The following is a 13400-nucleotide window of genomic DNA, read 5'->3' as shown; positions in this document are numbered from 1 at the left end:
AAAGTCAGAAAGCCTCCCGCTGATATAGCGGGAGGCTTTCTTTTTTAACTGACTAATTCTGTCCGTTGAATAGCCTTTGCCTGAAGAAGCTTGCGATGAGCATGTACGATTTTACTGCCAAGGTTTGTTAACCATTCCCTTGCAGAAGCTCTACAGCCGGCAATTTTACAACAGGTGAGTATCCAACTTCTTGTAAGCCGGTTATGTGCTCTTTAACGTGGCAGGTAAAACAAGGTTACATCGGAGGAAAAATTTCTTCACAAGGCGAACCGATCTAAACTAAGAAAGCCTCCCGCTGTATGAATGGCGAGAGGCTTTCCGTTTAGTACAAATGGCTTACCCTTCCGATTGGGGTTACACAAGAAGCTTGCGATGGACAGCATTCGATTTTACTGACGGGCTGTTTAACCATATCCTGTCAGAAGCTCAACGAGTCGGCAATTTTACTTGCTATAACTTCTCCAATCTTCTTTCAAGCCGATTGTATATTCTTTAACGGGGTTGTTGGCGTGGGGTTACAACATTCCTAAAAAAATTATCAGGACTTATAACCTGGGTAGTGCCGGGAATCGCCCCCTACCCCATCGTAGTCAGAATCAACCTCATTAGAAGTTGATATCTCATAGGCCGAATCACTGAGTGAATTCAGCAGGCTGTCAGCGGCCGTGCGGTCAGTGTGCAATTGCTCGGAAATGGCACCTTCGCTCTGCAGGGCTCCCAAACGAGCCTGCCCCTGCTTGAGCAGCTTGCTTAGGTCGTCCGTCCATTTGGCGGCCGATTTCTTGAGGTTGCTGCGCGTGTCGTCGCCAGTTTCGGGGGCCAACAGTAGCCCGGCTACTACACCAGCCGTAGCCCCGACCAGCAGGGAGAGTATTACTTTGCCTTTCGTGTCTTGCATGAGGCGGAAGAAATTGAGGTGAGAATACAACCGTCCGGCGACGCACCGGGGTAGTAGTAACGCAAATAAAGAGACAGTTGTTTTGCCAGGACCATGCGGAGCAGAGTAGGTGTACCTACTTGAAGCCACTGGGCAGCAAAAAGCCCCAACCTCATTTAAAGGTTGGGGCTTTTTCGGTTGCTTGCAAGCTTGGCTTACAGGTCGTTGAGCAGCTTTACTACTTCTTGCTTGGCTTTGCCGAGCTTGTTCTGCAGGCGGCCGATTAGCTCATCGCCTTGGCCTTCAGCGTACTCCAGGTCTTCGTCGGTGAGCTGAGCGTACTGCTGCTTCAACTTGCCTTTGGCTTCATCCCAGTTGCCTTTCAGCTTCAGCTTGGAGCCAGCCCCAGTGATGCCCAGGTCTTCCAGCTTTTCGATGTAACCTTTGAACTTCGAGTCGAGGTCTTCGCCGTATTTAGAGAGCTGCTCGCCCAGCTGACCGCTGTATTTGGTAGCAGCGCTGCCCAGCTTGCTGCGGGTAGCCGTGCCTTTATCGGGAGCCATCAGCAGGCCGGCAATGATACCAGCACCGGCACCGGCCAGAGCAGCGAGGAGAATTTTGCCCGAGTTGTCTTCTTCGTGATATGACATGATTCGTAGGGGAGAGAAAGGGAGTGAAAAAATAGGGTTCAAGGGTAAACCCCGGTATTCCAGGCCACTAAGGACCAGTTGCTACCCCGTAATGAGGAGATTGGGTACCGGATATGGGCAGCTATACGGACAGATGTTACCGAGGTTTTGCCTCAATATAAAAATTAGCAACTTATAATATTGCCCGAATCTTATTCGAAGCTCACGGCTTGCCGTAGTCTAAATTCTAGAACTCCTCTTTCCTTTGCCTGATGCACAAAATCTTCCTTCTTGCCTTGTTTTTACTTCCCTTGGGTGCCTGCCAACAAGGGGTAGCACCTTCTGCGCAAGCACCCTGCATTGATGCTAGCAAAATCCGAAAGGATGCCATGTGTACCATGCAGTACGACCCAGTATGCGGCTGCGACGGCAAAACTTATGGCAATGCCTGCCAGGCTACTAACGCAGGCGTGACTAGCTCCACTAAAGGCGCCTGTGCTGGCACCGGGCAACCCCAAGGTGGTAGTAAATAAGGTGTTCATCTGTAAGATGAGCCGAAGAAGCTACTGCCGCATTGGGTAGGCAGCTTCCGCTTACAGGGTTTGCTGGTTTGGGCTGTCGGTGCAAGCTGCTGGGAATACATTCTCCTGGCGGGTTGTAGCTTGCAGGACCAAGGCCCTTTGAGGTGCCTTTTCATTCTAGATTTTCCTACCTATGGCTGAGAAGCGTTATTTCCGTCAGCAAAACCCATTTGTGGTACCTACCACCGATGGTAAACTTATAGAGGAGCACATTGGCCATGCCAGCACAGGCACGGGCCAGTACAGTGTAGCCCATATGGTGGCTCCGCCCCAGTGGAGTGAACCTCACCAGCAGCCGGAATTTGATGAAGTAACCGTCATCGTGCGGGGCCGGAAGCGGTTTGAGGTAGATGGCGACGTGATTGAGCTGAGTGCGGGTGAATCGTTGCTAATTAAGGCGGGTGCCCGGGTGCGCTACTCAAACCCGTTCGATGCCGAGTGCGAGTACTGGTCGATTTGCGTGCCGGCCTTCAGCCCGGCTACTGTGCACCGGGAGGACGAGTAACCTTATATAAGCCGGGAGGAATTGCCCTATCTTCCTGAGGTCTACGCTAAGTAGCCTTCCCTGTCACTCACCCTCTTGCTTATGGATCAGCGCATTATCAACCTTTTCGACGAGTATACGCACGCTCCCCTGACTCGTAAGGAGTTTCTGGACCGCCTAGTGAAGCTGGCGGGTGGTACGGCATTGGCGGTTGCAGCCCTGGCCGTGCTGGAGCCCGGCTACGCCCAAGCTGCTACCGTACCCACCGACGATGAAGACCTAGTGACCGAGGAAGTAACCTGGCCCGGCGAGGCTGGCGTAACCATGAAAGGGTATTTGGTGCGTCCTAAGGGCAAGAAGAAACGCGGGACCGTGGTAGTAATCCATGAAAACCGCGGCCTGACCCCGCACATCAAGGATGTAACGCGCCGCGTGGCTAAGGCTGGCTATCTGGCCCTGGGAGTTGATGCCCTGTCGGTGTTTGGGGGCACGCCGGCCAACGAGGACGAGGGCCGCACGCTCATCGGTAAGCTCGATAAGCAGCAGAACCTGGGAAACTACCTGGCGGCCCTGCGCTACTTGCGCCAACGGCCCGACTCAAATGGCAAAACTGGCTGCGTGGGCTTCTGCTGGGGCGGCGCCATGGCCAACAGTCTTGCTACCCATGATGCCCAATTGGACGCGGCCGTGGCTTACTACGGCACCCAGCCGCCCGCCCAGGACGTACCCAATATCAAAGCCGCACTGCTGCTGCACTATGCGGGCCTCGATGAGCGGGTAAATGCCGGCAAAGACGCTTATGAGGCCGCGCTGAAAGCAGCCGGCGTGAAGTACGAACAGTACGTGTACCCCGGCGTCAACCACGCTTTCAACAACGATTCCTCCCCGGCTCGTTACAATGCCGAGGCCGCTAATTTGGCCTGGAACCGGACCCTGAAGCTCTTTAAGAAGAAGCTAGGCTAACTGCTAATCGAGGTGTTTTCTCCCGCACGTTATTCTATTTCTATTTATGAGGAACCGGTTGGCTCTCAACATATACCCATTGTTGGTAGCTGGAGCACTGCTTATCAGCTGTCAAAAATCCGGCTCCGCTGATGGAATGCCGGTAGCAGCGCCAAGTCCGGCCGCCACCAATCCCGCCACTCATAGCCCGGCTCCACCTGCCCCTGGGCCTATTGAGTTTATTGATTCCGACGAGGTTACCCTGAATGGCACCCAGCATTTGGTAGGCACTACCGCCGGCCTATATAAGGTACTGGGCCGACCTGATAGCCTCGTGGCTCCGGACATGATGGACTATTGCATGCCTTATTATCACAACCGGCCATTTAAATGCGCATACTACGGCAGAAGCTGCACGGAGGTGTACGGCGACACAGCCGTTGTCACGTCGCTTGATTTCAACCGCCACCCGGGTCTGGAACTACGGAGTGCAGGCCTTCGGCTAAGTCGCGCTACTACCCTGGTAAGCCTGGCCAACGTATTTCCACAGGCCGTGAAAAAGCAGAGCATAGTGGATGTGTACAAGAAGGGCCAGCGCGTGCAGATATTGCTTGAAAGCGCGCAGGTTCCCAACGACTACACCTGGTCGCTGCTCTTTCACAACGGGCTCCTGGAAAGCATAGAACTTTCTACACCCTGCTAATCTGGAGTAGCTTTTCTTCTACAGCCTACCGCCTTCTACGCCGTGGGCTGTTTCGGTTTAAAGCGTAGCACCACCTCCAGGACCTTACCTTCTGCCAAACTGAGAGCGGTAAGGAATTGTAGAAAACTTTGGCAATTGGACAATTTTTTACGTGTTTTTTAGATGCCGGCACGGCTGAGCTATCCAGCTGGGTTGGGGCTTGCTGACCCGGAAAATGCGTGCGTTGGGCATGTGTTGTAAGTGTATAAACGGGTTGCTGCCTCCAGGCAGCACCGCGTGGTGGAGCCGTTTAGGGCCTTGCGTTTCTGCCTAGCCGGCCGATATATTTGGCTACTTCCGCCGGGTTATACACCTGGTTTTGCGCTACTTCAGGTTGTTAGGTTGCAGATGCGTGCCCTACCCTTGGGCGCTTCTACTGCACCTGCCCCTTGCGCTGCCGGCCGCTGCTGGCTTCCCCGCTGCTCTACTTACCAATCCACCAATTCCCACACAACCAATGAAACACCGGTTTACCTCCCTTTTTGGAGCGGCTGCACTATGCGTGCTCGGCTCCGCTCCTTCCCACGCCCAAACCTACCAGCAGGTATGGGCCGATGAATTCACCAACGGCATTAGCTCCAGCTGGGTATTTGAAACCGGCGGGGGCGGCTGGGGCAACAACGAGAAGCAGTATTACCAGCGCGCCAACACAACCGTTGTCAACGGCATCCTGCAGATTACAGCCCGCAAAGAAACTGTAGGCGGCATGCCCTACACCTCCTCGCGCATGAAAACGCAGGGGCTCAAGGAGTTTAAGTACGGCAAGATTGAGGCCCGCATGAAGCTGCCCCTGGGCCAGGGCCTGTGGCCAGCCTTCTGGATGCTGGGTGCCAACATCAACACGGTAAGCTGGCCGGCCTGCGGCGAAATTGACGTGATGGAGCACATCAACGCCGAGAATAAAGTGTACGGCACGGTGCACTGGGACAACAACGGCCACGCCGAATACGGTGGCAACATCATCACTACGCCCCAGGATTATCACACCTACTCCATTGAGTGGGAGCCTACCTACATCCGCTGGTTCGTGGACGGGGTGAAGTACCACGAAATCAACATCACGAACAGCACGGGCGGCACCGAGGAATTCCAGCGGCCCTTCTTCCTGTTGCTGAACATGGCCGTAGCCGGCAACTGGCCCGGCCAGACCGTGGACGAAAGCAAGCTACCCGCCACCATGTTCGTCGATTACGTGCGGGTGTATCAGAAGTCGGGCACTACCACTCCCCCACCCACTACCTCTAGCACCACCATTCAGGCCGAAAGCTACAGCTCCATGAACGGCGTGCAGCTGGAAACCACCACCGACGCGGGTGGGGGCCAGAACGTGTCCTACATTGATGCCGGCGACTGGATGGCCTACAACGCCATCAACTTTCCAACCACCGGGACCTATACCATTGAGTACCGCGTGGCCAGCCCCAGCGGCGGCACTCTTTCTTCTGATTTGAACGCCGGCGCTATTCAGCTGGGCAACACCACCATTCCGGCCACCGGCGGCTGGCAGAACTGGACGACCGTATCGAGAACCGTAACCGTGAATGCCGGTACCTACAACTTCGGCGTATTCGCCCAGACTGGCGGCTGGAACCTCAACTGGATCCGGATTACTAAGGCAGCAGCTCGTCCCGCCGCTATAACCGCCACGGCTACCGCCACTGAGCAAGACAAACCCTTCAGCGTCTATCCGAATCCTTACGCAGCCGGTTCCGCCCTTACCATCCAGCTTCCCACCGCCGAGCTACTACCAACCCAAGTGCAGATTCTGGACGCCCAGGGCAAGCAGGTGTGGCAGACGACAGCTTTCGGCTCAGAGGTGAAAGTAGGCAAAGACCTACCCCTGCGCAGCGGCTTGTACCTGATTCAGGTCAGCAGCGCCACCGGCAAATCGGTGCAAAAGCTGGTGGTGCAGTAAGCAGTGAAACGCTGACTGAGTGCCTGAGTGAGGTGCCACAATCAGAAAGCCCGCTACTTCGCTTCCTCCGGGAAGAAAAGCAGCGGCGAGGACACCGGCGCCCTATTCTCGTTCTTCTGCCAGACTTTACTTAAACAAACAAGCCCTTACCTCCGACATAGAGGTAAGGGCTTGTTTGTTTGAGTAGGGAAAACAGGGTTGGCCCTATCTACCCATAACAACTCACTTAGTCACCGTTTCACTGCTTACATCCGCTGTTCCGGCTTGGCGGCAGGTAGCGGCTTGCGGGGCAGCTTTTGGTCGCGCATGGCGGCCTGGTACACAAAGGAAGCCACCAGCACGGAGGCCTGCTTCATATCGTCAGCAGGTAGGCGCTCGTAGGTGTCCATGTTGGTGTGGTGGGTGCGGGTGCCGTAGTCCAGCGGGTCCTGAATAAACTGAAAACCCGGTAGGCCCACCGCGTCGAAAGAGAGGTGGTCGGTGCCGCCGGTGTTGCGCAGGGTAACGGTGGTAGCGCCCATATCGGCGAAGGGCTTGAGCCACTCCTGGAAGATGGGCGCCGCGGCCTCGTTGCCCTGGGCGTAGATGCCCCGGATTTTACCGGCGCCGTTATCGAGGTTAAAGTAAGCGGCCAGCTTTTCGTGCTCGGGCAGCAGTTTCATGGTAGCGGGGTCGGCGAAGTGGTTTTTCACGTAGCCCCGTGAGCCAAACAAGCCCTGCTCTTCCTCGCCCCACAAGGCAATGCGGATGGTACGGCGAGGCTGCACGCCCGCGGCCTTCAGAATCCGGACGGCTTCCATCATCACGGCGCAGCCAGCGGCATTGTCGGTGGCGCCGGTGGCAGCGTGCCAGGAATCAATATGCGCCCCCAGCATCACTACCTCGCTTTTCAGCTTCTTGTCGGTGCCCGGAATTTCAGCTACCACGTTGTAGCCCTTTAAGTCCTGGCTCTGGAAGCGGGTGCGGGTTTCGAGTTCCAGTTCCACGGGAATGCCGGCTTCGGCAAGGCGAATGAGGCGCAGTTGGTCCTCGGGAGCCATTTCCAGCTCAGGCAGAACCGGCTTGGCATCGGCGGCGTACGGGGCGCCGTTGGAGGTGAAGAACGTACCATCGGAGCCGCCCCGGCTGCTGAGAATGGCAGCAGCACCCTCGCTCAGAATCATATCCGACAGTTTGGTGCGCAAGGCTAGCATAGCCCGGCGGGCAGCCAAGCGCTGCTCCATTTCTGCCGAGGTGGGAGCAGCTGCCGCCGCTTCCAGCTTGTAGTCAGCCATTCTCTGCAGCTCCTCGGCCGTGTAGCGTTTGGCATCCGGCTCGAAACCAATTTTGGGAGCCGCTACATCTAGCAGCACAATTTTGTCGCGCAGTTGGCCTTTGTATTTGTCCAGCTCGGCTTCCGTGGTGGCTTTCACTACTACTACCTGCTTTTTCAAAGGGCCGTTGGTGCTGGGCGTCCAGGCTTTGGGAGCCCCGATGAGGGTGTGGTAGTAGGGGGCCGTCATGGCCACATACGACTTCTCAATGTCCCAGCCGCGGCCGAAAGTACCCCAGGGCTCAATAGTGGCTTTGGTGAGGCCCCAGCTGGTTAGCTGCTTCTGGGTCCACTGGTTGGCGCGGTTCAGGCCCTCGGAGTTAGCCAGGCGCGGACCGCATACATCCGTAAGGTAAAAGGCCGTTTCCATCACTTTGGAGCGGTTCAGGCCCTCATCCTTGATTTTAGCGAGTACGGTTGGGTCGGCTTTGGTGCCTTGCTGGGCCAAGGCCGGGGTAGCGGCCACCAGGCCCGAGGCCAGGGCAAGGAGTCGGAGTGTATGCATCGGAGAAGGAAGGTTGAGAAAATTAGTACCGCCTCTAAAGTACCGAAAACCCCGCGCACGTTGCGCACCCCCTCCTACCCGCCTCACCTGACTTACGCACTCAACCACCCTGCCCCGAAGAAACAGTCGCCAGCTACTGCTACCCTACCCGCCCGGCCATCAACTTCGGGCGCTACCTTTTAGCAGCTTATCAGGCGTGATAGGCAGCTCGCGGATGCGCTGACCGGTAGCGTGATACACGGCGTTGGCCACGGCGGCCGTAAAGCCGATTAACCCAATTTCTCCCAGGCCTTTGGCACCCATGGGGTTGAGGTGCGGGTCGGGCTCGTCGATGAATAGTACGTCGATGTCGGGCACGTCGGCACTGACGGGCACGTGGTACTCAGCCAGTTGGTTATTCACGAAGCGGCCGTAGCGGTGGTCCAGGCGCGCTTCTTCCAGCAGGGCCATGCCGATGCCCCACACCACGGAGCCGTACACCTGGCTGCGGGCGGTTTTAGGGTTGAGCACCCGTCCCACATCCAAGGCCGACACTACCCGGCTAACCCGCACCGTACCCGTCGGCTCGTGCACGCGCACTTCCACAAAGTTGGCGCAGAAGGACTTACCAGAGTGGGCTTCCTGCTCCGGCCCTTTATCCACTTCCCGCGACAGATCGAGGCCCATTAAGCTGTGTTCACGCAGAATGGCGGCGTAGGAAAGGGCTGTACCGGGGGTGCGCTTCATTCGTACGGCGCCGTCTTCGGCCACTAGGTCGGTGGGTTGTAGGCGGTACTTGGCCCAGGCAGGAGCGCGGGCAGCCAGCTCCAGCAGCTGCTCTTGCAGGGCCTTGCCCGCTGCGTGCACCGCGGCCCCTACCGAGGCTGCCGTGTGGGAGCCAAACTGCCCCGGCGCGGGCGGCAAAGATGAGTTGCCCAGCTCGAAGCGGATGTGTTGCACGGGTACCCCGCTGGCCGCGGCCGCAATCTGGCTCATGATGGTGGCCGTGCCCGGCCCTACGTCGGCCGTGGCGCTTTGCATCAGCAGGCGGCCATCGGCGAAAAGCTGGGCGCGGGCGGCGGCCTTAGTTCGCTCCGCCTTATAGATGCCCATGCTCATGCCCCAGCCCACCAGCCACTCGCCCTGCCGGGTAGCGCGGGGCTCGGCGGGGCGCTTGTTCCAGCCGAAGCGCTCGGCTCCGCGCTCATAACAGGCCCGCAACTGGTTGCTCGACCAGGGCTTGTTGCCCACGGGGTCGGTGGCGGCGAAGTTCTTCAGGCGCAAGGCCAGCGGATCCAGGCGCAAAGCCACCGCCAGCTCATCCATGGCCGATTCTAGGGCAAAGGAGCCGCTGGCTTCGCCGGGGCCGCGCGTCCAGGCGGGGGTACTCAGATCCAGGGGCACAAGCTGGTACCGCGTGTTGAGGTTAGCACACTGGTAGGCCGATTTGGTGGGGTCTACGATGCGCTCCGTAAACTCCTCGTGGCGGGACGTCTGCCCAACGGCTTCGTGAGTAATGCCCGTAAGCTGGCCGTCGGGGGTAGCGCCCAACCCAACTCGCTGGATGGAATGCGGCCGGTAGCCAACCAAATTAAACATCTGGCTGCGCGTGAGGGCCACCTTCACGGGCCGCCCTACCAGCCGCGCCCCCAGAATGGCGGCTACCTCCTGGGGCCAGATGCGGGAAGCGCCCCCGAAGGCCCCACCTACGAAGGGAGAATGTACCTGCACCGCATCCGGGGGTAGCTTAAACATGCGCATCAGGTCCTGGCGGGCCAGGGCCGGTGCCTGGGTTTTGTTGTACACCGTCAGCCGCGGGCCATCCCAGCGGGCAATAGCGGCGTGGGGCTCCAGGGGATTGTGCACTTGCACCGGCGTGCGGTATTCCTGCTCCACCCGCACCGGCGCCTGCTGGTAGGCATTGGCCTGGCCACGCAGGTAGTCGTCGGCTTTTTGGGGCTTGTGGGCCCGGGCGCGGTGCTCGGCCAAGTTGGTTTCGGGTGGGGTTCCTTCATACTGCACTCGCACCAAAGTGGCCGCGTGCTGAGCCTGCTCTAGGGTAGCAGCAATGGCCAAGGCTACGGGCTGGTTGCTAAAGTGTATCTGGTCGTCGTGGAAGACGCGCAACTCCTGCCCAGCCAGCCGAGGGTTGTTGTTGGCAGCGGCGTCCTGGTAGGCGGGCACGCCCGGCGAGTTGCGGTAGGTAAGTACGGCCAGCACCCCCGGCGCTTTTTCGGCCGCCTTGGTGTCCAGAGTTTTAATGCGGCCCCGGGCAATGGTACTGGTTAGAAGCACGCCGTGCACTACGCCGGGCACGGCGTGTTCGGCGGCGTACCGCGCCTGCCCGGTTACTTTCAGGTGGCCATCTACCCGGTTGAGCGGAGCTCCCAGGGCAGGAGAAGCAAAGAGGTGATTTTCCATGCGCACGACAACATATCCCACCGGCTCCGGGCCGGCACCCAACCGCAGGATAACCCGCGCCTTCTAGCCATACGGAGCAGCTGGCAGGAAAGCTGCAGAGCCGTTGGAACCTACTCCTTACCGGGCGTGCTTTACCTACCTAGGTAGTCTTCTTGTTACCTTATTGAAAAGAAAGGAAACTGTTTCTCGTATATCTGTGCGTAAGTTTCATGCAGCGTCTTATGCCGCTAGTCAGTAACTCACTATGAACATCCTCAAACGCAACAATGTGCGGGTGCTCGGGCATGGCCCCCAGACCTTACTTTTTGTCAATGGCTTCGGGTGCGACCAAAGCATTTGGCGCTATATTATTCCCGCTTTTTCCGAACAGTTTCAGCTGGTGCTCTTTGACCACGTTGGGACTGGCCTCTCGGACACCTCTACCTATACTTCGCAAAAATATACGTCTCTGGATGGTTACGCCCAGGATATTCTGGAAATTTGTCAGCACCTGCGTCTCACCCAGGTTACGCTGATTGGGCACTCCGTAGGGGCCATGATTGGGGTGCTGGCGGCCATCCGGGAGCCGGCTTATTTCCGGCAGTTAATGCTGGTTTGCCCCTCGCCGTGCTACCTGAACGAGGCCGAGTACCACGGTGGCTTCGAGCAGACGGATATTGAGCAGATGCTAGCCTACATGGAAAAGGATTACGTGGGGTGGGTAGATTCTTTTGTGCCGTTTCTGATGGGCTCACCCGATCAGCCTTCACTATCCGCGTCTCTTATTCATAGCTTCTGCCAGAACGACCCCTCCATTGCCAAGGAGTTTGCCCGCGTTACATTCCTCTCCGATAACCGCCTGGACGTGAAGAAGCTGCAAGTGCCTTGCCTGCTGGTACAATGCGCCCAGGACCTGATTGCCCCCTTGGAGGTAGGCGACTATCTGCGCGCGGCTATTCCCCACGCTACCTTGGTTACGCTGCCCGTGGCCGGCCACTGCCCCCACGTTAGCGCCCCAAGCGAAATGCTTAGCGTCATGGACTCCTTCGTTCACGCCTAGAAACCGGCAGCGGGTAGTCTGGCGGGCGGATGCCTGGCCGGAAATTTTGTGCATCTTCCGGGCCGTAACGGGCCACTGGGGCCTGGCTTCCGCGAGTTGCATCCTTGCCTACCACTGCCTTAGTTCATGTTATTCCGCACTTCTTTACTCGTCTTTCTCTTCTTAGCCCTTCCTTTTCTGGGCAGCGCCCAGGCCACAGACAGCAGCTACACGGCTAAAATGCAGGCGCCGGGAGTGAAAATGATAACCGTCGACGGTAAGTATAAGGTGTGGACCCAAAAGGTTGGGGAGGGAAAAATTAAGCTTTTGCTGCTGCACGGCGGCCCCGGCAATACGCACGAGTATTTCGAGAACTTCCCCGAGTATCTGAGCAAGGAAGGCGTCGAAATTTATTACTACGACCAGCTCAACTCCTACCATTCTGATAAGACCGAGGATAAAAGCGTCTGGAGCATTCCGCGCTTTGTGAAGGAGGTAGAGCAAGTGCGCCAGGGGTTGGGCCTGGATAATTTCTACCTGCTGGGCCACTCCTGGGGTAATATGCTGGCCCTGGAATATGCCGCCAAGTATCCGCAGCACCTGAAGGGCCTGATTACTTCCGACATCGGCTACAAAGCCACCGTCTTTAACAAGCACCGCTACAGCCAGTACGCCGACGTTATCCGCCGGCACGCCGCCAAGGAAGGCAAAACGGTAGCCGGCCTCGATACTATGGGGCTGAAAACGTTGTCGGGCTACATCACTCCCGCCGTGCAAACCGAATTCCGCAGCCTGCACATGATGCGCCGGACGCCGGAGCCACCCACCTTCACCCGCAGCCAAGCCCTCATTATCCGTAAATACGCGGCCCTTATGCTGCCTACCATGGTTTCCTGGGACTTCTCCGACCGATTGGCCTACATCAAGACGCCTACCCTGGTCATCGGCTCGAAGTATGACTTTGTGCCCACCGCGGACATTGCCTACATGCAAAAGCACATTCCTAATTGCCAGCAGTACATCTGCCCCCAAGGCTCACACTACGCCATGTGGGACGACCCAGAGCACTACTTCCCCGCCCTGATTACGTTTCTGCGGAAAACCGAGCGCAAGGGTTAATGTAAGTAGGCGGCAGGCTGGTTTCTAAGCTAACCAGCTACACCTTCTACTAACAGAAAAAGCTGCCTAAAGGCAGCTTTTTCTGTTATGTGCGGGCACCATGTAGTTGAGAATGGGCTGAAGTAAATTGAGTACCAGCGTTAGAAACGTGCTAGCTGCTTCCAGCTGGCACCTTCGGGGCGGGCATCGTAAGTGCGCGTGGGGCCAGCGTGTACTATCCCGTTCAAATCAACCTGCCGGAGCCGGTAGTAGGCGGTTGTTGCAAGCGGCTGGCGGTCCGTAAACTCGTGCGTGGTGGGGGCAATGGCCATATCGTCGCCGGGCACTTGGCCAATGGTCGTGAAGCTAATGTTGTCGGTGCTACGCTCTACCGTAAAATAAGCGCAACCTAACTCGGCTACCGTTTCCCAGTGCAGCTCCACTGCTTGCGCGGCGGGCGCAACGCTGAAGCTGTTCAGTTCCATGGGGGCTACCTCCGGAGTGCGCAAGCTGTTGCTTACGACTTGCGGCTGCTGGTATCCGCTGGCGCAGCTCTGCAAGGCGCCGGCCAGTACTACCACCAGCAGCTTGCGCAGCTTGTTACCAGATAAAGGTGAGTATAAGTCAATAAAAGAGAACATACGCGGGTGGGTTGGCTCTAATAGGAATACAATAATATGGTACAGTTGAAACATTATACCAAGTTTACATCCACGTATTTTACTAAAATTAGAACATCAACGCACGTTCTTGCTTAAGTTCTATTTCGCAGCTCACAAAAGGCCTCAGTAGCAAGCAGCTCAGCCTAGTTTTCCAGAGCATACGGCGGCAGCTTGGCGCTTAGGGTAAAGCCGGCTGGCCCTTGCATAACCCCTACCCCGCAACGCTCGTCTAACC

12 protein-coding genes are annotated in these 13400 nt (G+C 57.4%); 7 read left to right on the top strand and 5 right to left on the bottom strand.

Annotated features, from left to right (window positions below; translation table 11 throughout):
* Positions 1-538: 538 nt before the first annotated feature.
* Both MWH26_RS03145 and MWH26_RS20185 read right to left on the bottom strand, forming a co-directional pair.
* A complete protein-coding gene (locus MWH26_RS03145) occupies positions 539-898 on the bottom strand; it encodes a YtxH domain-containing protein (protein WP_247976014.1) in 360 nt (119 codons plus the stop codon).
* Positions 899-1092: 194 nt separating this feature from the next.
* Positions 1093-1527, bottom strand: coding sequence for a CsbD family protein (locus MWH26_RS20185; RefSeq protein ID WP_311136877.1), 435 nt, complete (start codon positions 1525-1527; stop codon positions 1093-1095).
* Between the two features lie 251 nt (positions 1528-1778).
* Here MWH26_RS20185 and MWH26_RS03135 point away from each other — a divergent pair, with 251 nt between their 5' ends.
* The 5 genes from MWH26_RS03135 to MWH26_RS03115 all read left to right on the top strand — a co-directional run bounded on the left by MWH26_RS03135 (position 1779) and on the right by MWH26_RS03115 (position 6170).
* Positions 1779-2039, top strand: a complete 261-nt coding sequence (locus MWH26_RS03135) for a Kazal-type serine protease inhibitor domain-containing protein (RefSeq protein WP_247976013.1) — start codon at positions 1779-1781, stop codon at positions 2037-2039.
* Positions 2040-2220: 181 nt separating this feature from the next.
* Positions 2221-2592, top strand: a complete 372-nt coding sequence (locus tag MWH26_RS03130) for a cupin domain-containing protein (RefSeq protein ID WP_247976012.1) — start codon at positions 2221-2223, stop codon at positions 2590-2592.
* A gap of 81 nt (positions 2593-2673) precedes the next feature.
* Positions 2674-3534: a dienelactone hydrolase family protein gene (locus tag MWH26_RS03125; protein ID WP_247976011.1), complete on the top strand. Its 861-nt coding sequence runs from the start codon at positions 2674-2676 to the stop codon at positions 3532-3534.
* A 136-nt stretch (positions 3535-3670) separates the two neighbouring features.
* Positions 3671-4216: a hypothetical protein gene (locus MWH26_RS03120; RefSeq protein WP_247976010.1), complete on the top strand. Its 546-nt coding sequence runs from the start codon at positions 3671-3673 to the stop codon at positions 4214-4216.
* A gap of 496 nt (positions 4217-4712) precedes the next feature.
* Complete coding sequence (locus MWH26_RS03115; protein ID WP_247976009.1) at positions 4713-6170, top strand: carbohydrate-binding protein; 1458 nt, start codon at positions 4713-4715, stop codon at positions 6168-6170.
* A 245-nt stretch (positions 6171-6415) separates the two neighbouring features.
* Here the strand turns inward: MWH26_RS03115 and MWH26_RS03110 are convergent, their stop codons facing one another.
* Complete coding sequence (locus MWH26_RS03110) at positions 6416-7987, bottom strand: M28 family metallopeptidase (protein WP_247976008.1); 1572 nt, start codon at positions 7985-7987, stop codon at positions 6416-6418.
* A gap of 159 nt (positions 7988-8146) precedes the next feature.
* Positions 8147-10387: a xanthine dehydrogenase family protein molybdopterin-binding subunit gene (locus MWH26_RS03105; protein ID WP_247976007.1), complete on the bottom strand. Its 2241-nt coding sequence runs from the start codon at positions 10385-10387 to the stop codon at positions 8147-8149.
* A gap of 244 nt (positions 10388-10631) precedes the next feature.
* On the opposite strand from MWH26_RS03105, the gene MWH26_RS03100 reads away from it, so the two are divergent.
* Positions 10632-11426 (top strand): alpha/beta fold hydrolase, encoded by a 795-nt coding sequence (locus MWH26_RS03100; protein ID WP_247976006.1) that lies wholly within the window; start codon positions 10632-10634, stop codon positions 11424-11426.
* 126 nt (positions 11427-11552) lie between these two features.
* The gene (locus tag MWH26_RS03095; protein WP_247976005.1) at positions 11553-12524 is read left to right on the top strand and encodes a proline iminopeptidase-family hydrolase; all 972 of its coding nucleotides are present in this window, start codon (positions 11553-11555) and stop codon (positions 12522-12524) included.
* Between the two features lie 140 nt (positions 12525-12664).
* Here the strand turns inward: MWH26_RS03095 and MWH26_RS03090 are convergent, their stop codons facing one another.
* Positions 12665-13144: a hypothetical protein gene (locus MWH26_RS03090; protein WP_247976004.1), complete on the bottom strand. Its 480-nt coding sequence runs from the start codon at positions 13142-13144 to the stop codon at positions 12665-12667.
* Between the last annotated feature and the right edge of the window lie 256 nt (positions 13145-13400).

The organism is Hymenobacter sublimis (genome assembly GCF_023101345.1).
In the GTDB taxonomy this organism is placed as follows: Bacteria; Bacteroidota; Bacteroidia; order Cytophagales; family Hymenobacteraceae; genus Hymenobacter; species Hymenobacter sublimis.
Note: the sequence above shows the minus strand (reverse complement) of the source record. Positions and strands in the feature narration are given on the sequence as shown.

Bases quoted from the DNA above. Each gene is read 5' to 3' on its own strand.
- MWH26_RS03125 (WP_247976011.1), top strand. From the start codon at position 2,674: ATGGATCAGCGCATTATCAACCTTTTCGACGAGTATACGCACGCTCCC.
- MWH26_RS20185 (WP_311136877.1), bottom strand. From the start codon at position 1,527: ATGTCATATCACGAAGAAGACAACTCGGGCAAAATTCTCCTCGCTGCT.
- MWH26_RS03105 (WP_247976007.1), bottom strand. From the start codon at position 10,387: ATGGAAAATCACCTCTTTGCTTCTCCTGCCCTGGGAGCTCCGCTCAAC.
- MWH26_RS03100 (WP_247976006.1), top strand. From the start codon at position 10,632: ATGAACATCCTCAAACGCAACAATGTGCGGGTGCTCGGGCATGGCCCC.
- MWH26_RS03130 (WP_247976012.1), top strand. From the start codon at position 2,221: ATGGCTGAGAAGCGTTATTTCCGTCAGCAAAACCCATTTGTGGTACCT.
- MWH26_RS03095 (WP_247976005.1), top strand. From the start codon at position 11,553: ATGTTATTCCGCACTTCTTTACTCGTCTTTCTCTTCTTAGCCCTTCCT.
- MWH26_RS03115 (WP_247976009.1), top strand. From the start codon at position 4,713: ATGAAACACCGGTTTACCTCCCTTTTTGGAGCGGCTGCACTATGCGTG.
- MWH26_RS03145 (WP_247976014.1), bottom strand. From the start codon at position 898: ATGCAAGACACGAAAGGCAAAGTAATACTCTCCCTGCTGGTCGGGGCT.
- MWH26_RS03090 (WP_247976004.1), bottom strand. From the start codon at position 13,144: ATGTTCTCTTTTATTGACTTATACTCACCTTTATCTGGTAACAAGCTG.
- MWH26_RS03120 (WP_247976010.1), top strand. From the start codon at position 3,671: ATGCCGGTAGCAGCGCCAAGTCCGGCCGCCACCAATCCCGCCACTCAT.
- MWH26_RS03110 (WP_247976008.1), bottom strand. From the start codon at position 7,987: ATGCATACACTCCGACTCCTTGCCCTGGCCTCGGGCCTGGTGGCCGCT.
- MWH26_RS03135 (WP_247976013.1), top strand. From the start codon at position 1,779: ATGCACAAAATCTTCCTTCTTGCCTTGTTTTTACTTCCCTTGGGTGCC.